Genomic DNA, 19,199 nt, shown 5'->3' on the forward strand with positions numbered 1-19,199 from the left:
AGGGGCAAACCATGTTCATTGATTTGACCCCGGAGCAGCATGCGCTGCGCCTGAAGTGCCGTGACTACTTCCAGAACCTGATGACGCCCGAGATCAAGGCCCGCATGCGCGGTGCCGAGGGCGGCGACGAGTACCGCGCCCTGATCCGCAAGATGGGGCGCGACGGCTGGCTGGCCATTGGCTGGCCCAAGGAGTATGGCGGTCAGGGCCTGTCGGCTACCGAGCAGCTGATCTTCTTTGAAGAAGCCAACATCGCAGGCGCACCTCTGCCCTTCGTGACCATCAGCACCGTTGGCCCTGCGCTGATGGAGCATGGTACTGAAGCGCAGAAAAAAGAGTTTCTGCCCGGCATGGCCTCTGGCGACATCATTTTCGCCATTGGTTACTCCGAGCCCGGCGCAGGCTCTGATCTGGCGGTGCTCAAGACTCAAGCCCAGCTGCAAGGCGATCTGCAAAGCGGCCATTTCGTGGTCAACGGCCAAAAGCTGTGGACCTCGGGCATTGAGTCGGCTGACTATGTGTGGCTGGCTGCACGTACTGATCAGGATCTGCCGCGCCACAAAGGCATCTCCATCATGGTAGTGGATGCCAAGGCCAAGGGCTTTTCGCACACGCTGATTCAGACCGTTGGCAACTTCACGGCTGCTACGTATTTCGACAATGTTGAAGTGCCTGCAAGCCGCCTGATTGGCTCGCTCAACGGTGGCTGGAGGCTGATTACCGCTCAGCTCAATCACGAGCGTCTGGGTCTAGGTGCATGGTCTGACAAAGTGTTCGGCCCCTTCACCAAGGTACTGGAATGGGCCAAGGCCAAGGATGAAAACGGCCGCCGCGCGGTCGATCAGGCCTGGGTGCGCCGAAGCCTGGCGGAGTGCTACACCCGCATCGAAGCCATGCGCCTGACCAACTTCCGTATTGCGGCAAGTCTGGAAGCCGGAGCCATGGACGTGAGTCTGGCATCTGCCACCAAGGTCTATGGCTCTGAAGGCGTGGTGGAAGTGCTGCACCGCCTGATGGACATCGTGGGCAGCAGCTCTCTGGTGCGTGGTGGTTCTGCCGCTGCCTACCTGATGGGCGAGCTGGAGTATGAGCTGCGTGCAGCACCTATCAACACCTTTGGTGGTGGCACGAACGAGATTCAGCGCGAGCTGATTGCTCAGTTCGGCCTGGGTATGCCGCGCCCTCAGCGCTGAGCGAACCTCTCACACATAACAAAGACAAGGAGACAGGTGATGAGTGAAACCACTCTGGTGTCGCGCGAGCAGACCCAGCTCAAGCTGGATCGTCGCGCCCCCATCGCGGCCAAGTACATGGCTGCCACGCCTTACACGATGGCAGACCGCCTGGATGACTGCGTGCGCGACTTTGGTGAGCGCACCTTTCTGACAGAAGGCGATGTGCGCTACACCTACGCACAGTTCAATCAGCGCGCGAACCAGGTGGCACGTGCGCTGCATGAGCAGGGCGTGAAAAAGGGCGATGTGGTGGCCATGGCCATTGAAAATCGCGCTGCATTTTTCTTCGCCTGGTTTGGTATTGCCAAACTGGGTGCGGTCGTGGCCTTCATCAACACCCATGTGGCTGGCAAGCCTCTGGTGCATGCGCTGGAAGTCACCAGTGCCAGCCATGTGATCGTGGGTGAAGAATGTGCCGAGCGCTTTGCGCAGACCGATGGCCTGAACACCACGCTGACCTACTGGCACTGGCCTGATGAAAGCCGCCTGGCTGCCGCTGGTGTGCTTGAGCAGTTTGGCGCAGACCTGCAGGCGCTGGCCATGACTGAGGATGGCGCCCCCGTGCCGCTTGCGTGGCGCGAAGGCGTGCTGGCGGGTGATACGGCGCAGTACATCTTCACCTCGGGCACTACAGGTCTGCCCAAGGCAGCAGTCATCAGCCACGCGCGCTGGCTGATGGCGGGTGACTCCATGCAGGTGCTGTGGGAGATCACCAAGGACGATTGCTTTTACTGCTTCTTGCCGCTGTACCACGGCGCAGCCTCCATGTCGCTGACGGCTACGGCCATGGCGGCAGGTGCACGCATTGTGGTGCGCCGCAAGTTCAGCCGCAGCGAGTTCTGGAGCGATATCCGCGCCTATGACATCACCTTCTGCCAGTACGTTGGCGAGATCTGCCGCTTTCTGCTCAGCGTTCCTGCTGCAGATAACGACAAGGATCACACTCTGCGCAAGATGGCCGGCACGGGTCTGACGCCAGAAATCTGGCAGCAGTGGACGGGGCGCTTTGGCGCCGACTTCCAGATCTTTGAAGGCTGGGGCGGCACTGAATCCAACACCAATACCATCAATCTGGATAACCGCATTGGCTCCTGTGGTCGCGTTCCTTACTGGGAAAAGACCAATCTGCGCCTGGTGCGTTTCGATCAGGAAAAGGGTGACTACATTCGTGACGAAAATGGCTTTCTGCAACTGGCGGGTGTGGACGAGCCAGGCGAAGCTATCGGCATGGTGATTCAGTACCCGGGCGTGGTAGCAGGCCGCTTTGAGGGCTATACCAACGTCGAGGCTTCAGAGAAAAAGCTGCTGCGTAATGTCTTCCAGGAAGGCGATGTGTGGTGGACTTCTGGCGACTTGCTGCGCTGCGATGAAGACGGCTACTGCTGGTTTGTGGACCGCATTGGCGACACCTTCCGCTGGAAGAGCGAGAACGTCTCGACCATGGAAGTCAGCGATGCGCTGGGCGACTTTAACGGCCTTGACGCTATCACCGTTTATGGCGTGCAGGTACCCGGCCACGGCGGCCGTGCTGGCATGGCGGCTTTGGTGATGCAGGAAGATGCACAGTTTGAGCCCAAGGCCTTCTGGGATATGGCCATTGCCCGTCTGCCGCGCTACGCTGCACCGCAGTTTGTGCGCCTGATGGATACGCCTGACATGACTGGCAACTACAAGCTGCGCAAGGTCGATCTGCAAAAGCAGGGCTATGACGCAGCCCAGACCAGCGACCCGCTGTTTGTGCGCAATGACAAGCTGCAGACCTATGTGCCGCTGACCGCAACTGCAGTTGAGGAGGCTCTGCGTGGATAACGCTGTCGCGCAAGAACGCGCCCGGGCCAAGCCCGCAGACGTACTGCGCTACCCCTTCGAGCCGCCAAAGCCCGATGGCAGCCATGTGGAGATCGTCCCCGGTCTGCTGTGGCTGCGCATGCCCATGCCCATGTCGCTGGACCACATCAATGTCTACCTGCTACGAGATGGCGAAGGTTGGGCGATGGTTGATACGGGGCTGGGTATTCCCAGCACCTTTGAGCTGTGGGAAAAGATCTTCACGGAAAAGCTGGCCGGCCAGCCGCTGACCCGCGTGATCTGCACCCACTGCCACTACGACCATGCGGGTGCTGCCCACTGGTTGCAGGAGCGCTTTGGCGTGCCGCTGCTGATGACTTATGGCGAGTTCATGATGCTGCGCTCGCTGATGGGGCCGCCGCCTGATCCGCTGCCACAGTCGCACCGAGACTTCTATGCGCGCTCCGGGGTCACGGATGAAGAGCTGGATCACATGGTCGGCGCCATGCGCAAAGACCCGTTTATGCCCAAGCCGCCGAGCAACTATCAGCGCATTCGCCCTGGCGAGGTGCTGCAGGTAGGTGACCGACGATGGCGCATTGTGCTGGGTGAAGGTCACTCGCCAGAGCATGCCTGTCTGTACTGCGAAGAAGACGGCATCTTGCTGGCGGGCGATCAGGTGCTGCCGCGCATCACATCGAACGTGATGGTCAGCCCCATCGAGCCCGAGGGCAACCCGCTCAAGGACTGGATGGCATCGCTGCAGCGCCTGCACAGCTTGCCTGCAGATACGCTGGTTCTGCCTTCGCATCAAGGCGTGTTCTACGGTTTGCACGAGCGGCTGGATCAGATCCGGGAGCACCACGAGCAGCAGTTTGATTTTCTCAAGTCGCATCTGCAGCAAGTGGGACGTGCGTCGGCGGCAGAGCTGGTTCCGGTGCTCTTTCCCAAGCTGCGCGGCCCCGTTGATCGCCTGATGGCACTAGGGGAAACCATGGCCCATTTGAACCTTCTTTACCTGGCTGGAGAGCTTTCGCGCCAGTCCCGAGAAGGCAAGATTGCGTATTTTTCGTTGACGTAAGGAATTGCCATGACGGAACTAGAAACATTCAAACAAGAAGTCGCTGGCTGGCTGGAAGAAAACTGCCCGGTCAGCATGCGCCGCCCCATCGTTTCGGAAGAAATGGTGTGGGGTAGCTCCCAGCTGGAATTCATCAACGAAGACCAGAAGCTGTGGTTTGAGCGCATGCGCGACCGTGGCTGGTTCGCACCCGCCTGGCCCAAGGAATATGGCGGCGGCGGTCTCAACCCGAAAGAAGCGCGGATCCTCGAAACCGAGATGGCGCGACTGGGTTGCCGCCAGCCCCAGTACAACCTGGGCGTGTGGATGCTGGGCCCGGTGCTGGTTGAAGAGGGTACGCACGAGCAAAAGCTGGAGCATCTGGTTCCCATGATGCGTGGCCAGCAGCGCTGGTGCCAGGGCTTCTCTGAGCCCAATGCCGGCTCTGATCTGGCCAGCCTCAAGACATCGGCCAAGCGCGTGACGGATGAGCAGGGTGAAGCCTATATCGTCAACGGCGGCAAGATCTGGACGTCTGACGGCGACAAGGGTGACTGGATGTATGCGCTGGTGCGTACCGACAGCAGCTCCAAGAAGCAGCAAGGCATCAGCTTTGTACTGATCGACATGAAGAGCCCTGGCGTGACGGTCAAGCCTATTGAGCTGATCAGTGGCAAGTCCAGCTTCTGTCAGGTCTTTTTTGACGATGTGCGCGTACCCGTGCGCCAGCTGATTGGCAAGGAAGGCGAGGGCTGGTCTCTGGCCAAGAAGCTGTTGCAGCACGAGCGCGCCGCCATGTCCAAGTTCACCGAAGGTGGTGCGCCTTCACACGATGCCCTGAAAACAGCCCTGCCTTACATGGTGGATGAGCAGGGGCAGGTCAATGATCCTGTGCTGCGCGACAAGCTGGCCAGCGTGCTGATGGATGCTCAGGCTTTTGGCTTGACACACCGCCGCGTGACGGAGAAAGCGCTGGCGCGTCAGGATATCTCCGGCCCCTCCAGCATCATGAAGCTGGTGCAGACCGAGCAGGAAGTGGCCAAGTACGAGCTGCTGGAGCAGGCGCTGGGCTTGCGCGGGCTGGGCTGGGAAGGCGATGACTTCAGCGCCGATGAACTGGATGTGTGCCGCGCCTGGCTGCGCTCCAAGAGCTACACGATCGCGGGCGGAAGCTCCGAGGTGCAGCTGAACATTATTGCGAAGCGGGTGCTGGAACTTCCTTGACCCCCTGGAGCAGCTTTGCTGCTTCTCCAAAGGGAGACGACAGCATTGCTGCGGGGCGGCCCTTGCTTGCTGCCTCTGGTTTGGGCCAAGGTGTGCTGATAAGAAATTGAGATTGGAGACACGATATGACCATGCTTTTGTCGCAAGAGCAGGAACTGCTCAAAGACAGTGCCATTGCCTTTCTGGCTGAAGAAGCTCCCGTGGCCCAGCAGCGCCGCCTGCGGGACGAGAAGGTAGAGCAGGGCTTTGATACCCAGCTTTGGCAGCAAATGGTGGAGATGGGCTGGCCCGTGGCCGTGTTGCCTGAGGAGCACGATGGACTTGCCGCAGGCTATCTGGGCATGGGCGCCGTGTTTGAGGCCATTGGCCGCAACCTGTCGGCCCAGCCTTTGCTGAGTCAGGCCGTCATTGCACCTGAGTTGCTGATTCGCGCAGGTTCTGCCGCGCAGCAGGCGCAGTGGCTGCCTTTGCTGGCGGCTGGCGAGGCGCGCATTGCACTGGCCACCGATGAGCAATCGGGTCTGCACCTGCCAGCCAAGCTGAGCACTATTGCCACCAAGAGCAGCACTGGCTGGAGCCTGAGCGGCGAAAAATATTTCGTGATTGATGGCGTGGGTGCCAACGCCTTTGTGGTTCTGGCTGCTTCGGGTGAAGGTGCTCCCGGCCTGTGGCTGGTGCCAGCGGATGCGCAAGGTGTCTCGGTGCAGCGTCAGTCGCTGATCGACAGCCGCAATATGGCGCGCGTGCAGTTTGACCAGGTGGCACTGACGGCAGAAATGGCGCTGGTCGCCATGCCTGCCGCCAAGGTGCTCGATGAAGTGCTGGACCGCGCTCGAGCCTGTCTGGCTTCTGAAGCGCTGGGCCTGATGCGTGAAGTGTTTGAGCGCACGGTGGCTTACCTCAAAGAACGCGTGCAGTTTGATGTGGTGATTGGCTCCTTTCAGGCGCTGCAGCACCGCGTATCGCGCCTGTATGTGGAACTGGAGTTGCTGGAAAGCTGCGTGCTTGGAGCCCATGAAGCCATTGATTCTGGCAAAGAGGCTCAGGTGGCAGAGCTCGTGAGCATCGCCAAGGCCAAGGCATCCGATCTGTGCGAGAAACTGTGCAACGAAGCCATTCAGCTGCATGGCGGTATCGGCGTGACCGATGAACTCGATATCGGCCTGTTCTTCAAGCGGGCACGTGTTTTGCAGCGCTTGCTGGGCGATGGTGGTTTCCACCGTGCCCGCTTTGCTCAGCTGAAAGGATTTTGAGATGACGACAGAGACCAGTGCCGCCCCCTCCATTGGCGACAAGATCAAGGGCGTTCGCGCTCAGCTGACTTCACCTGGCGCACCGTTTGAAGTGCAGCAGCTCACGCTGGCTGATGGCCGCAATGTGGCGGCCTATCGCAATGCTTTTCAGAACCTGCCTCAGTTCATCAACGCCGGGCGAGCACATGGCGCGGCTGAATTTCTGGTGTACGGCGATGACCGCTGGACGTTTGACCGATTCTTTGCCGCGGCCGATGCGCTGGCCAGCCGTCTGCAAAAGCTCCATGGCCTGAAGGCCGGTGAGCGTGTGGCCATTGCCATGCGTAACCGCCCCGAATGGGCTGTGGCATTTGCGGCGGTGGCTTTGCTGGGTGCCGTGCCCGTGCCGCTCAACAGCTTTGGCTTGAGCAGCGAGCTGATGGCCAATCTTGAAGACACCACGCCAGTCATGCTGTTTTGCGATGCAGATCGCTATGCGCGCGTCAAGGAAGCTATCGCTGGTCAGGCCATCAAGACGGTGGTGGTGGATGGCGAGGGTGGTGATGTCAGCTGGGCTGAGCTGACGGCGGGTGGCCACGACGGTTTTGCCGCGCCGCAGCTGGACTCTGATGTGCCCGCGCTGGTCCTGTTCACCTCGGGTGCAACCAGCCGAGCCAAGGGTGTTGAGTCAACGCACCGCGCTGTATGCCAGGGCTTGTTCAATATTGACTTCATCGGCGCCTTGGCCGCGATCACATCGCCCGATGCGATTGCCGCCATCATGGCGCGCCAGTTGCAGCCGACTACGCTGTCTGCGGTTCCGCTGTTCCATGTCAGTGGCCTGCATGCGCAGTTTCTGGTTAGCCTGCGCCACGGCCGCCGCCTGATCTTTGTTCACCGCTGGGAGCCTGAAAAGGCTGCCGAGCTGATCCGCAAGGAAAAGGTCACGCAGTTCAATGGCGCACCCAGCATGGTGCAGCAGCTCATCAGCTTGCCGGGCTTTGAGCAGCCCGAGAACTCGGGCAACCTCTCTGGCGTTGGCTTTGGCGGCGCAGGCCTGCATCCCCGTCTGATTGATGATGTGCTGGGCAAGTTCAGCGGGCGTATGTCGGGCATCGGCTTTGGTTTGACGGAATCCAACGGAGTCTGCGCAGGCAGCTCTGGCCGCATGTTTGAGGCGCATCCTCGCAGCTCTGGTGTGCTGTCTCCCATTATTGAGGTTCGCATTGCCGATCTGGATGGAACGGCCTTGCCTGTCGGCGCTGCCGGAGAAATCTGGTTGCGCGGCGTGACCCTGATGGAGCGCTACTGCGGCGATACCGAGGCCACGGAAAACGCCATGCGGGGCGGCTGGTTCCACACCGGTGATATCGGTGTTCTGGATGATTCGGGATTCTTGACCATCGTTGACCGTATCAAGGATGTTATCAACCGCAGTGGCGAAAAAATAGCGGCGGCTGAGGTCGAGTCCTGTTTGCTTCAGCACGAAGCACTGGAGGAGGCCGCAGTGTTTTCCATGCCGCATGAGGTGACTGGCGAGCAGGTGGTTGCCGTGGTGGTGGGAAAGCCCTGGAGTCAGGTGACGCCCGAGGCCTTGCGCGACTTTGTGGCGCAGCGCCTGGCGGGCTACAAGGTGCCGACACAGATTGTGGTGCGTGATCAGCCTTTGCCACGTAATCCTGCCGGAAAGATGCTCAAGGCCGCCATCCGTAAGGAGTGCGCTCACCTGATGAGCTAATGCACTGTTCTGGGGTGTCCTAGGACTTTCCCCTGAGTCTTCAAAAAGCCTGCTGCCGCCAAGTGCGCCAGCAGGCTTTTTCATTGGGAAAAGTTACTTTCATGCCCTATGTGGACTAGGCCTCTAGGGTCTGTCAGTAGTCTTCTCAGACGATGGGTTTAAGACTCTGCTCAAGCAGTATGCAACTGCCTGCAAACGGCAAAACCAAGGGGTACGGCGAGGCATGAATGTCGTTTGTAGCACCCGTCAAAAAAAACTCTAGAACCTAGGAGACAGAGATGAAGTTTGTGACAGCAAAGACTCCGCTCGCAGTGGCAGTGGGTTTGTTGGTGGCAACGTCGGTATGGGCGAAGGTACCGGCTAGCGAAGCAGAACAGCTGGGCAAAGAGCTGACTTGTGTTGGTGCGATCAAAGCCGGCAACAAGGAAGGCACTATCCCTGAGTTCACTGGCAAATGGCTGGGCGCTCCAGCGGGCGTGGCGCACGTCCAGGCGAGCGGCAAGCATCCTGTCGACATCTATGCGGACGAGAAGCCAATTCTCGTGATTACCGCCGAGAACATGGATAAGTACGCTGACAAGCTCAGCGATGGTCAAAAAGCCATGTTCAAGAAGTATCCCAAGACCATGCAGCTCCCTGTCTACAAGGGGCACCGTGACTTCCGCTACACCGATGAGACTTGCGTCATTCTGAAGAAGAATGCGCTTGAATCTGAAGTCGCGGCAGATGGCTTGAGCATCAAGGGTCACTTTGGTGCCATCAACTTCCCGATTCCCAAGACGGGCCAGGAAGTGATCTGGAACAACCTGCTGCCCACACGTGCCTACACGGAAACGATTATTCGTGACATGGCCAATGTGCTGTCCGACGGCAGCATGAGCTTCGGCCGCATGGGCAACCGCAATCTGGACATGGTGAATATGCCGGAGAAGCTGGGCACGCCAGTGGAAGGCCCAATGGCCTACAGCACCACCCGAGGCATGCTGCCCGAGCGTGAAAAAGGTGGCGTTACCAACTCCGTAGAACCCACCAATTTTGGCAAGGACAAGCGTCTGGCCTGGAGCTATGACCCCGGTACACGTCGTGTGCGTCAGGTGCCCGAGTATGGCTTTGATCAGCCCATGACTGGCACCGGCGGCAAGATGACGATTGACTCTGATCGTCTGTTCAATGGCTCGCCTGAGCGCTACAACTGGAAGTTGCTGGGCAAGAAAGAGATGTATATCCCCGCCAACAACTTCAAGATTCACCAGGCGACTGTGAAGTACGCAGACCTGCTCAAGCCTGGTCACGCCAACCCAGAGTTCATGCGCTATGAGCTGCGTCGCGTATGGGCTGTGGAAGGCACGCTGAAGGAAGGCTTCCGCCACCTCTATGGCAAGCGCGTTCTGTTTGTGGATGAGGACACCGGTCAGGCCGTGGCTTCCGATATGTATGACGCACGCGGTCAGCTCTGGCAGCAGGCCCTCATCAACTACTACTACTCGTTCGATATCAAGGCTTGGCACGCAGGTACGTCCTTCTATCACGACCTGAATTCGGGCGGATACATGGGCTACAACTTGTTCCAGGAGCGCCCTCTGGGTCCCATCCTGAACAAGGGTGACCTGACTCCTGCCATGTTCACGCCAGAAGCCGCCCGCAACGCTGGCAACTAAGTTTTATCAACGAGCAATTCACTATGAAAAACAATATAAAGAAACTCACCCCCATTGCCGTGGCTGCGCTGCTGTCTCTGGGTATGGGTGCTGTTCACGCGGGGGAGACCATTGAGCTGGGCGATGGCGTCAAGTTCGACTGGCGTCTGAACATGAGCTATGGCCTGGGTGTGCGTTTGGAGAACCCCGTGGCTGCTTCGCCTGCAACAAACTCGCTGCGCACTGACGGTAACTTGAACTTCAAAAAGGGCTCGCTGACGGCAAACCGTCTGGGCGCTGTCTGGGAAAGCAAGTTGTCCAAGGGCGACAGCGGCTTTGTGCTGAATGCCAGCACTTTCTATGACGATGTCTATCACGGCAGCAACGATAACAAGGGACCTATCAGCACGCCCGGCCCGGTCAATGAGTTCAACTCTGCGGCCAAGCGCTACGGTGGTGGCTATTCGCGTCTGCTGGATACCTATGCCTACACCAGCTTTAACATGGGCGAGTCTCGTGCCACAGTGCGTGTCGGTAAGCAGGTCGTGAACTGGGGTGAATCCAATCTGTTTGCCAATATCGCATCGGCTCAAGGCCCCAGCGATGCGGCCAAGGCAGCATCGCCTGGTGCTGAAGTCAAGGAGATTTTGCTGCCCGAAGATCAGATTTCCGCTTCTCTGGAAGTGAACCCCAAGCTGTCGCTGCTGGCACATTACCAGTTCGGATTCCATGAAACCCTGCTGCCTGCACCTGGCATGTACACCAGCACCAGCAATGCCTTGGGTCCGGGCGCATCCTGCCTAGGCTACTACAAGGAGGGGACCTGCGCAGGTTACAAACGTGGCAACGATATTCGCCCCAGCAGCACTGGGCAGTGGGGTATTGGTGGTCGCTTCCGCGTCACTGATGAAACCGAAGTCGGTCTCTACTACCTGAACTACAACGATCGCACGCCTTCGCTGGTGTTGAACATGAATGGCCGTATTCCTACGGGCTATCAGGTGCGTTATTTCGATGACATCCATATGTTGGGTGCAACAGCCAGCTCTACCTTCGGCAAGTTCTCTGGCTATACCGAAGTCAGCTATCGCAAGGGTACGCCTGTGCTCAATGGCTCTGGGACGCCTGTGCGTGGTGATGTGGTGCAGGGTAACGTGGGCGGTATCTTCAATATCGGCCGTACAGCGATTGCAGACGACATGTCCTTGCTGGCTGAAGTCTCGGGTTCACGTGTGATGAGTGTGGCCGATGGCAGCAGCGTCGACAACCTGAACTTCAAGACTCGCAATTCGCTGGTGGCTGGTGCAACTTTGACGCTGAGCTACCCCGGTATTTTTGAAGGCTGGGATCTGAGCATTCCTATCAGCTACCAGTCGCAACTGCGCGGTCGCGCTCTGGTCGGCACCTTCGGTGGTGGCCAAAGCGACAGCCGTCTGAGCCTGGGTACAACGTTTGTGCGTAAGAGCAATCTCGCGATCAGCGTCGCCTACATCAACTACCTGGGTAATCCATCTGCGGATCCTCTGCGTGCACGTCCTCTGGCAGACCGCGACCAGCTGTCCGTCACAGCCAAGTACTCGTTCTAAACACTGGGACGAGCCAACCTCACAAAAGCCCGGCTCTCCGGGCTTTTGTGTTTGAACGGGGATGTAAACAAATGCACATTCTGACAAAGACAATTGCCATGCCTCTGGGGGCTGTTGCTCTGAGCCTCTTGAGTTCGGCGGCTTGGGCTCAGCACATGTTCGATGCTTTGCCTCCGTTGCCGAGAGTCGCTCCTTTGATGCCACCCACGGAACTGCGCAGTGAGACACAGGGTGAAATTCGTTTCAAATCCAGCAGCCCTTATGACCTTGATGTGTTGCTCAATCAGCCTGCCAAGGCAGAGGCGACCATGGGCATGGGCAAGCTATTTTTGCCCAAGGGCGCCAGCGAGAAGAAACAGGTACCAGCCATGGTGGTCCTGCCCGGTAGTGCTGGAGCCATTCCTGGACGTGAGAACGAAACTGCGCAGATGCTGGCGGACAACGGCATTGCTGCGTTGCTGGTTGATAACTTCAAGCCGCGTGGTATCAGTGAAGAGATGCCTTATGCACTCAAGGTCATGGGGACCTCCGAGTTCGATGCCGTGGCCGATGCTTATGCGGCGCTGAAGGCATTGAACAAACACCCGGCCATTGATGGCTGGCGTATTGGGGTGATGGGCTTTTCTAAAGGCGGGATCGCGGCGCGCATGAGCATGGATGCCCGTATTCGCGACAAGCTGGCACCTTTTATTCAGCCTTTTGCCATGCATGTGGACTTTTACGGTCCTTGCTATGCGCTGCTGCAGTCACAAAAAACCACTGGCTCGCCGCTGCTCAGCTTTAGAGCGGGAGAAGATGCATCGAACGACCTTGTTGCCTGTGCCCAGCAGGAAGCCATTTTGCGTAAGGCCGGCTCGGATGTCAGTACGGTGGTTTATGCCAAGGCCGGTCATGACTGGGAAAGTGACAAACCGCGCGAGATGACGAACCGCCCCTACCTGGCGGGTTGCACGATTGAGTTCAATGACAAGTACTTTCCGGTCTTGAACGGTCAGCAACTGATTCCTGCAGGCGCTCAGCCCGATCGCCAGACCCGCTACCAGATTCGCGTGCAAAGCGGTAAGGCGCTGGGCGACTGCGTCAAGGTTGGTTATATCGCTGGTCGTGATGAGTCCGCTCGTAGCCTGGCGAGCAAGCAGCTGCTGCAGTTTCTCAAGGCGCGGTTTGAGATGTAGCGTTTTCTGAACTCTGCAAAAGCCAGCTTTTAAGCTGGCTTTTTTTGATGTGAAATAAGCCTCAGGCGCTTATTTAATAAGCGCAGGCAGCTGCGTTTTTAATAGTAAAAATTGGAAGATTAGCAGGCATGAAAAAAGCCGCACAGCGAGCTGTGCGGCCTGATCGTTGATGGAAATCTTCAGGGCTTGGGTGCAGGCTGGAGCACTGAGCGATCACCGATCTCCAGCAGCATGGTCATGCTGCGCTTTTGAATGCGCCAGCCTTGCGGCAGTTGCAGCCATTCGTCTTCATAAAAGCCAATGGCGTCGTAGCGCAGATGAGCGCGATCGCCCAGCCCTTGATGCACTGCACGCACCTGAATTTTGCTGCGCGGGTGGGCCGGGTTGCTGGCATCCACTTCCAGATTACCCAGCAGGTGCTGGGTGGGGCCGCAGCCGTCGAGGTGCGTGCTGATCATGTGACGTACCCTGGCCACACCTTCACAGATGTAGCTGCCACCATAAATCGTGGTGCAGTCAGGTGTGAAAACCTGCTGCAGCAAGTCCCAGTTGCGTGTGTCGCATGCCGTGGCATAGCGAGTCAGGGTCTGGGTCAGAGCATGCTCGAGAAGAACCTGCTCCAGAGTACTTGCTGCAGTGTTCATTACACTTTCCCGTTCACGGACGACTGGGGCTCAGGCTTAAGCATGCCGCCTGCATGGCTGATGCCGCCGGTGCTGCTGGTGCTGGCTGCGGCCTTGGTGCCTTGCTGCTTTTGCATGCGCTTGGCGCGGGCCTTGGCTTCTGCTGGACCCACATTCAGCCAGGCGGCCATGGCAGGCAGCAGGAAGATGGCGCCCAGCATGTTCACCAGGAACATGAAGGCCAGCAAGATGCCCATGTCCGCCTGGAACTTCAGAGCCGAGAATGCCCAGGTGCCCACGCCGATCGACATGGTCAGCGCTGTGAAGATGGCCGCATTACCGCGCTGGCGCATGGCCTCATAGAAGGCCTCGCGCAGCGAGATATCGCGCTCGCGCAGCTCGTGCTGCATGCTCTCGAACAGGTAGATGCCGTAGTCCACGCCCACACCCACACCCAGTGCCACCACGGGTAGCGTAGGCACCTTCAGGCCAATGCCCAGCATGGCCATCAAGGCGTTGCAGAGAATGGACACGATGGCCAGAGGCACGACGATGCACAGCACGGCGCGCCAGCTGCGGAAGGTCAGCCAGCACAACAGCGTGATGGCGCCAAAGATGGAGCCCAGCATCTGCACTTCAGCGTGCTCAACGGCTTCATTGGTCGCAACGGCCACACCGGCGTTGCCGCCAGCCAGCAGGAACTTGACGTTAGGCGTCTTGTCTGCCGCGATGAATTCACGCACTTCGTTGACCACATGGGTCAGTGTCGCGCCTTCGTGGTTCTTCAGGAAGACTTGCAGGTTGATGACCTTGCAGCCTTCGGTGTTCAGACCCAGGTCAGGCGACAGTGCCTTGGCGCCGGAGCGCAAAGACGCTTCTGTGCGCTGCAGAGCAGCCCAGCGGGGATTGCCTTCGTTGTTGCTGGACGCTGCAATCTTGGCCAGGCCAGAGACCGTAGAGACCGATTGAACACCATCCACGCGGCGCATGCGGGCGTCAAAACGCTCGACGGCATTCATCACCTGCCAGTTCAGGCAGCCTTCGTCGAGGTTGGATGTTTCCACGAAGACGGACAGCACATCCATACCAATGGAGTAGTTGCTGATGATGTTGTCGTTGTCGCGGTTGTAGCGCGATTCGGCGCGCAGCTCGGGGGCGCCAGTGCCAACGTCACCCGTCAGCAGATGGCGAGACTCGTAAGTACCCACAGCCAGCAGTACCAGCGACACCGCCAGCGTCAGCAGAGCGGGGCGCGATTCGGCCAGGCCAGACAGCTTCCACCAGATGGGGTTGCGGCCGTTGGATGTCGACGAGGGCGATTGCATCGCCTTCTTTTCCAGACGCAGATTGGCCAGCACCGCAGGCAGGAACACTTTGTTGGTGATGATCATCAGTAGCACGCCCATGCAGGCGGTCAGGCCCAGTTCGTGCACGATGGGGATGTCGATCAGCATGATGACCATGAAGCCCAGGGCGTTGGTCAGCAGCGCCAGTGCACCGGGAATAGCCAGCTTGCGAATCGCGTTCTCAGCGGCGAGCTTGGAGCTCAGGCCAGCGCGTACATCATGCTTCCATGCGCCTGTCATCTGCACCGCGTGCGACACGCCGATGGAGAAGATCAGGAAGGGCACCAGAATCGACATGGGGTCGATGCCGTAACCAATCAGCGGCAAGATACCCAGCAGCCAGATCACGGGCAGCAAGGCCACAGCCAGACCCACCACGGTGAGGTTGGTGGACTTGGTATACATGCGCAGCATGATGGTGGTGATCACGAACGCGATGGCGAAGAACGTCATCACCGTGCTCAGGCCGTCCATCACATCACCCAACACCTTGGAGAACCCAATGATGTGAATGGAGATGTCCTTGCTTTCAAACTTGCTGCGAATCTCTTCCAGTCGCTGGGCGACCTTGTGGTAGTCCAGCTTTTCGCCGGTCTTGGGGTCCACTTCCAGCAAGTCGGCGCGCACCATGGCGGACTTCAGGTCGTTGCTGACCAGCGAGCCAATCTGGCCGGACTTGGCCACGTTGGAGCGTACCTTGGCAAGACCTTCCTCGTTGGCTTCAAAGCGCGAAGGAATCAGCACCTCGCCCACATAGCCCACTTCGGTGATCTCGATGTACTTCACGTTCGGGGTGTACAGCGAATACACCTGACCGCGGTTCACGCCGGGGGTGAAGAACACCTCGTCCGTCACGCCGCGCAGCGCATCCAGAAATTCCTTGTTGTAGATATCGCCCTGCGCGCCCTTCCACTCCACGCTCACCAGAATGCGGTTGGCGCCAGAGAAGGTGCTGGCATGCTTGAGGAAAGCCGTCATGTAGTCATGACGCATGGGGATCAGCTTGTTGAAGCCGGGATCCAGATGGGTGCGCGTGGCAGAAATGGCCAGCAGTACCGTGGCAATCAGCGTCAGAACGACGATGGATTTGCTCCACGAAATCAGCCAGCGTGCAGTCGCTGCAATCATCCGGTCCAGCCGGCTGGTGGGTTCACTCAAAGTCATTGTTTCGCTCCTTGGTCAGCGGGTGCGGCTGCCTTGGCCTGAGATGGGGGAAAGGGCTGCAGTCCCGCATCGCTGGAGATCCAGCCGCTGTCAGGGCCGGTCAACACGATGTCGGTCAGGGTTGCGCGGCCCTTGGCGCGCTGCAGCGTGAAAGTCTTGCCGCCGTCCTTGCTCATGCCCAGCATGCTGCCCTGGCCGACGAGAACAATGGTTCCGTCTTTTTCCTGGGCGTGGCCGAAGAAGGAGATGGGTGCATGAATCGTGGACTTGGTCCACTGCTCGCCCGGTGCGGTCTGTACAAATGCGTTGCCGCGCATGCCGTAGATCAACCAGCCACCTTCGCGGGTAGGCATGGCGTTGTAGAAGGAGCCGTTGTAGAACTCGGGCTCGATCTGCCATGTCTCGCCAGAGTCCGTCGACTTGATGACCAGGCCGCGCTCGCCAACGATCAGCCAGTTCTTGCCATCTTCAGTGCTGGCAATGCGGTTCATGTGCTTGTCTTCGACTTCGGCAGGCAGTGTCAGTGGGACCCAGGTCTGACCGTTGTCCTTGGAGGCGATGGCGCGGCCAAAGGCGCCGACGCTGATCCAGTCACCCGAAGGCAGGCGTGCAATCGACATCAGCGGCTCGCCGTTTTCCTTGGAGAAAGCGACTTCTTCCCAAGTGCTGCCAGCATCCTTGGTGCGAAGCATCCAGCCCTCGTGGCCTACGGCAAAACCAGTTTTCTTGTCGGGTGCGAAAGCAATGCTGACGAGCAGGGCCTGACGGTCCTGGCTGAGCTTGGCAGAGGTCCAGGTCACGCCTTTGTCGTCAGAGTAGAGGATGCCACCCAGAGCACCGGCGGCCAGCAACCTGTCGCCCACCTGAGTGACGGTGTTGAAGTGGCTGCGCTCAACGCCAATCGTTGTGGGGGCCAGTGGGGGTGGGGTGCGAGGTGCAAAGGCGAGCGCAGAGGCAAAGGCCACCAATGCTGCTGCGCCGATACCGACGGCTGTTTTCACGTTGTCTCCTTATTGATTCGTTACACGCATGTGCATGTATTGCAAACACAAGGGCAGGTTCTTGATTTGAGGCTTTGGCAACATCGTCCGAATGGACGTTTGCTCTGAGAATTAGGGGTATGTACTGGGCCGGTTTTTTAGTCTCTACAGACGATGGATTCAGTCCGCTTCATTTAGACAATGAATGAACACTTTCTTGTTAAGGGAGACATATGGGTTTGCAAGGAAAAGCGGCGCTGGTAGGCGTTGCACAGTACAAGCCAGAGAAGTACGCGACAGCGCCACGCATGTTCCACCTGGAGCAAGTGGCTGACCTGACGCTGCAGGCTCTGGAAGACGCGGGCATGGAGTTGTCCGAGGTCGATGGTCTGATCACCAGCGGCCCCCACTTCCATGAAGCTGGCTCTTTTGTGCCGGCCATGGCAGGTGAATATCTGGGCGTGCGTCTGAACTTTGCCGAGGTCGTTGACCTGGGCGGAGCCAGCTCCGTAGCCATGGCATGGCGTGCAGCCGCAGCGATTGAGCTGGGCCTGTGCAACACCGTGGTCTGCGTGCTGCCATCGCGCATGACGCCGCTGTCAGAGCATGACGACCACTTCAAGGAGGTCATGAAGTCCAGCCGTTTTGGCGGCCACAGCACCCGCTTTGGTGCGCCTGAAGCCGAGATGGACCTGCCCTACGGTCACATGGCTCAGAACACCGGCTACGCCATGATTGCCCAGCGCTATGGCGCGGTGTATGGCTACGATGCAGCGGCGCTTGCGCGCATCAGTGTGGACCAGCGCTTCAACGCCTGCCACAACCCCAATGCCATGTTCTACGGCCAGCCCATCACGGTGGATGACGTGCTGAACTCGCGCATGGTGGCAGAGCCCCTGCGCGTGCTGGAAATCGTGCTGCCCGCCGCAGGTGGCGGCGCCATGATCGTCACCCGCGCGGATCGCGCCAAGACCACCAAGCACCGCCCCGTCAGCATCGTTGGCTGCGGCGAGCATGTCAGCAGCAAGTCGCCCACGTACATGGCCGACATGCTCAAGACCCCCATCGGCCCGGCATCTGCCAAGGCATTCGAGATGGCGGGCATGCGCCCTTCCGACATGCACATGGCGCAGATCTATGACTGCTACACCATCACCGTGATGCTGTCGCTGGAAGACGCGGGCTTTTGCGAGAAGGGCAAGGGCATGGACTTCCTGCGCAACAACGACTTCACCTTCAAGGGCAACTTCCCCATGAACACCCACGGCGGCCAGCTGAGCTTCGGCCAGTCCGGCACAGCGGGCGGCATGTCGCAAGTGATTGAAGCGGTGCACCAGATTCAGGGCCGTGCAGGCGACAGACAGCTGGGTCGCAACGATCTGGCGTATGTGTCCGGCACCGGTGGCGTGATGAGCGAGCAGGGCGCCTTGATCCTGCGGGGAGCATAAGAACATGGCCTGGAACAAACCTCTGCCGCATCCCACGGAAATTTCGGCTCCGTACTGGGAAGGCCTCAAGGCCCATGAAGTCCGCATTCAGCAATGCGATCGCGGACATTCATTGTTTTTCCCTCGCACCCATTGCCCCACCTGCGGTTCGCGCTCCTTGAAGTGGAGCAAGGTCTCGGGCGAAGGCACGCTGTACAGCTTCACCATTGCGCGCATTCCCACCATGCCGGAGTTCACGGACGAGATGCCTCAGGCACTGGCCGTGGTTGAGCTGAAAGAAGGCGTTCGCATCAACACCACCATGGTGGGTGTCGACCCTGAAGCGCTGAAGGTTGGCATGGAAGTGCGCCCCGTGTTTGACGACCGCCCCGGCGAAATCACACTGCTGCGCTTTACCGACAAGGCGGGCAGCCATCCTTCGGTCATCAAGGTTGAAGAAGAGGCCGCACCGGCCGCTGCTGCCGTGCAGGAAAACGTTGCACCCAAGCGCAAGATTTCCGTCAAGGACATCGACGCCATGAAGTCGCTGGTCTCAGAGGAATACAGCCCCTGGTCCAACGAGTTCACCGTGAGCCAGGAAGTCATCAACGACTTCGCCAAGCTCTCGGGCGATGACTACTGGATTCACACCGACCCCGTGCAAGCGCGTGAAAAGAGCCCGTTTGGCACCACCATCGCCCATGGCGCTCTGGTTCAGGTGCTGGCCAGCCAGCTGAAGATCCCTCTGGACTACGAGGTGGTTGATTTCAACAACATGGTCAACTACGGCTCGGATCGTCTGCGCTTCCCATCGCCTGTTCCCTCTGGCTGCAAGATCCGCGCCCGTGCGCGTATCAAGGCGGTTGAGCAGGTCAAGAGCGGTGTGCAGACCACCATGGAAATCAACGTCCATGTGGTGGGTCAGGACCGCCCTGCGGTCATCAATGATCTGGTGATTCTGTACATGTAATCTGCGCGAGCAGA

General features: G+C 59.0%; 14 protein-coding genes. 11 read left to right on the forward strand and 3 right to left on the reverse strand.

Going from position 1 to position 19,199, the window contains the following annotated elements:
• The first annotated feature begins 11 nt into the window (after positions 1–11).
• From RSF91_RS16145 to RSF91_RS16185, 9 genes are all read left to right on the forward strand, one after another.
• The gene (locus tag RSF91_RS16145; protein ID WP_332569379.1) at positions 12–1,193 is read left to right on the forward strand and encodes an acyl-CoA dehydrogenase family protein; all 1,182 of its coding nucleotides are present in this window, start codon (positions 12–14) and stop codon (positions 1,191–1,193) included.
• Between the two features lie 39 nt (positions 1,194–1,232).
• Positions 1,233–3,044 carry a long-chain-acyl-CoA synthetase gene (locus tag RSF91_RS16150; RefSeq protein ID WP_332569380.1) on the forward strand — a complete coding sequence of 604 codons (1,812 nt, stop codon included), beginning with the start codon at positions 1,233–1,235 and terminating at the stop codon, positions 3,042–3,044.
• Positions 3,037–4,104 carry an MBL fold metallo-hydrolase gene (locus tag RSF91_RS16155; protein WP_332569381.1) on the forward strand — a complete coding sequence of 356 codons (1,068 nt, stop codon included), beginning with the start codon at positions 3,037–3,039 and terminating at the stop codon, positions 4,102–4,104. Before RSF91_RS16150 ends, RSF91_RS16155 begins: the two co-directional genes overlap by 8 nt.
• A gap of 9 nt (positions 4,105–4,113) precedes the next feature.
• Positions 4,114–5,307 carry an acyl-CoA dehydrogenase family protein gene (locus tag RSF91_RS16160; protein ID WP_332569382.1) on the forward strand — a complete coding sequence of 398 codons (1,194 nt, stop codon included), beginning with the start codon at positions 4,114–4,116 and terminating at the stop codon, positions 5,305–5,307.
• A gap of 125 nt (positions 5,308–5,432) precedes the next feature.
• The gene (locus tag RSF91_RS16165) at positions 5,433–6,560 is read left to right on the forward strand and encodes an acyl-CoA dehydrogenase family protein (protein ID WP_332569383.1); all 1,128 of its coding nucleotides are present in this window, start codon (positions 5,433–5,435) and stop codon (positions 6,558–6,560) included.
• A 1-nt stretch (position 6,561) separates the two neighbouring features.
• On the forward strand, positions 6,562–8,277 hold the full coding sequence (locus RSF91_RS16170) for a class I adenylate-forming enzyme family protein (protein WP_332569384.1): 1,716 nt from the start codon (positions 6,562–6,564) through the stop codon (positions 8,275–8,277).
• Between the two features lie 278 nt (positions 8,278–8,555).
• On the forward strand, positions 8,556–9,935 hold the full coding sequence (locus RSF91_RS16175) for a DUF1329 domain-containing protein (RefSeq protein WP_332569385.1): 1,380 nt from the start codon (positions 8,556–8,558) through the stop codon (positions 9,933–9,935).
• 23 nt (positions 9,936–9,958) lie between these two features.
• Positions 9,959–11,500 (forward strand): DUF1302 domain-containing protein, encoded by a 1,542-nt coding sequence (locus RSF91_RS16180; RefSeq protein WP_332569386.1) that lies wholly within the window; start codon positions 9,959–9,961, stop codon positions 11,498–11,500.
• 197 nt (positions 11,501–11,697) lie between these two features.
• Positions 11,698–12,675 (forward strand): dienelactone hydrolase family protein, encoded by a 978-nt coding sequence (locus tag RSF91_RS16185; protein WP_332569387.1) that lies wholly within the window; start codon positions 11,698–11,700, stop codon positions 12,673–12,675.
• A gap of 179 nt (positions 12,676–12,854) precedes the next feature.
• On the opposite strand, the gene RSF91_RS16190 is transcribed toward RSF91_RS16185, so the two are convergent.
• From RSF91_RS16190 to RSF91_RS16200, 3 genes are read right to left on the reverse strand one after another with little or no spacing between them, the layout of a single operon-like run.
• Positions 12,855–13,319, reverse strand: coding sequence for a nuclear transport factor 2 family protein (locus tag RSF91_RS16190; RefSeq protein WP_332569388.1), 465 nt, complete (start codon positions 13,317–13,319; stop codon positions 12,855–12,857).
• Positions 13,319–15,808, reverse strand: a complete 2,490-nt coding sequence (locus RSF91_RS16195; protein ID WP_332569389.1) for an efflux RND transporter permease subunit — start codon at positions 15,806–15,808, stop codon at positions 13,319–13,321. Before RSF91_RS16195 ends, RSF91_RS16190 begins: the two co-directional genes overlap by 1 nt.
• Entirely contained in the window at positions 15,805–16,809 is a 1,005-nt protein-coding gene (locus RSF91_RS16200) for a WD40/YVTN/BNR-like repeat-containing protein (protein WP_332569390.1), read from the reverse strand. The genes RSF91_RS16195 and RSF91_RS16200 overlap by 4 nt, the downstream gene beginning before the upstream one ends.
• A gap of 212 nt (positions 16,810–17,021) precedes the next feature.
• On the opposite strand from RSF91_RS16200, the gene RSF91_RS16205 reads away from it, so the two are divergent.
• Positions 17,022–18,236, forward strand: a complete 1,215-nt coding sequence (locus RSF91_RS16205) for a thiolase family protein (protein WP_332569391.1) — start codon at positions 17,022–17,024, stop codon at positions 18,234–18,236.
• A gap of 4 nt (positions 18,237–18,240) precedes the next feature.
• Positions 18,241–19,185, forward strand: a complete 945-nt coding sequence (locus tag RSF91_RS16210; protein WP_332569392.1) for a bifunctional OB-fold nucleic acid binding domain-containing protein/MaoC family dehydratase — start codon at positions 18,241–18,243, stop codon at positions 19,183–19,185.
• Positions 19,186–19,199 lie beyond the last annotated feature (14 nt).

It is taken from the genome of Comamonas sp., from assembly GCF_036643215.1.
Taxonomy (GTDB): Bacteria; Pseudomonadota; Gammaproteobacteria; order Burkholderiales; family Burkholderiaceae_C; genus Comamonas.

Excerpts from the sequence above, each read along its gene's own strand:
- RSF91_RS16145 (WP_332569379.1), top strand. The coding sequence starts at position 12 with ATGTTCATTGATTTGACCCCGGAGCAGCATGCGCTGCGCCTGAAGTGC.
- RSF91_RS16150 (WP_332569380.1), top strand. The coding sequence starts at position 1,233 with ATGAGTGAAACCACTCTGGTGTCGCGCGAGCAGACCCAGCTCAAGCTG.
- RSF91_RS16160 (WP_332569382.1), top strand. The coding sequence starts at position 4,114 with ATGACGGAACTAGAAACATTCAAACAAGAAGTCGCTGGCTGGCTGGAA.
- RSF91_RS16165 (WP_332569383.1), top strand. The coding sequence starts at position 5,433 with ATGACCATGCTTTTGTCGCAAGAGCAGGAACTGCTCAAAGACAGTGCC.
- RSF91_RS16170 (WP_332569384.1), top strand. The coding sequence starts at position 6,562 with ATGACGACAGAGACCAGTGCCGCCCCCTCCATTGGCGACAAGATCAAG.
- RSF91_RS16175 (WP_332569385.1), top strand. The coding sequence starts at position 8,556 with ATGAAGTTTGTGACAGCAAAGACTCCGCTCGCAGTGGCAGTGGGTTTG.
- RSF91_RS16180 (WP_332569386.1), top strand. The coding sequence starts at position 9,959 with ATGAAAAACAATATAAAGAAACTCACCCCCATTGCCGTGGCTGCGCTG.
- RSF91_RS16185 (WP_332569387.1), top strand. The coding sequence starts at position 11,698 with ATGCCACCCACGGAACTGCGCAGTGAGACACAGGGTGAAATTCGTTTC.
- RSF91_RS16190 (WP_332569388.1), bottom strand. The coding sequence starts at position 13,319 with ATGAACACTGCAGCAAGTACTCTGGAGCAGGTTCTTCTCGAGCATGCT.
- RSF91_RS16195 (WP_332569389.1), bottom strand. The coding sequence starts at position 15,808 with ATGACTTTGAGTGAACCCACCAGCCGGCTGGACCGGATGATTGCAGCG.
- RSF91_RS16205 (WP_332569391.1), top strand. The coding sequence starts at position 17,022 with ATGGGTTTGCAAGGAAAAGCGGCGCTGGTAGGCGTTGCACAGTACAAG.
- RSF91_RS16210 (WP_332569392.1), top strand. The coding sequence starts at position 18,241 with ATGGCCTGGAACAAACCTCTGCCGCATCCCACGGAAATTTCGGCTCCG.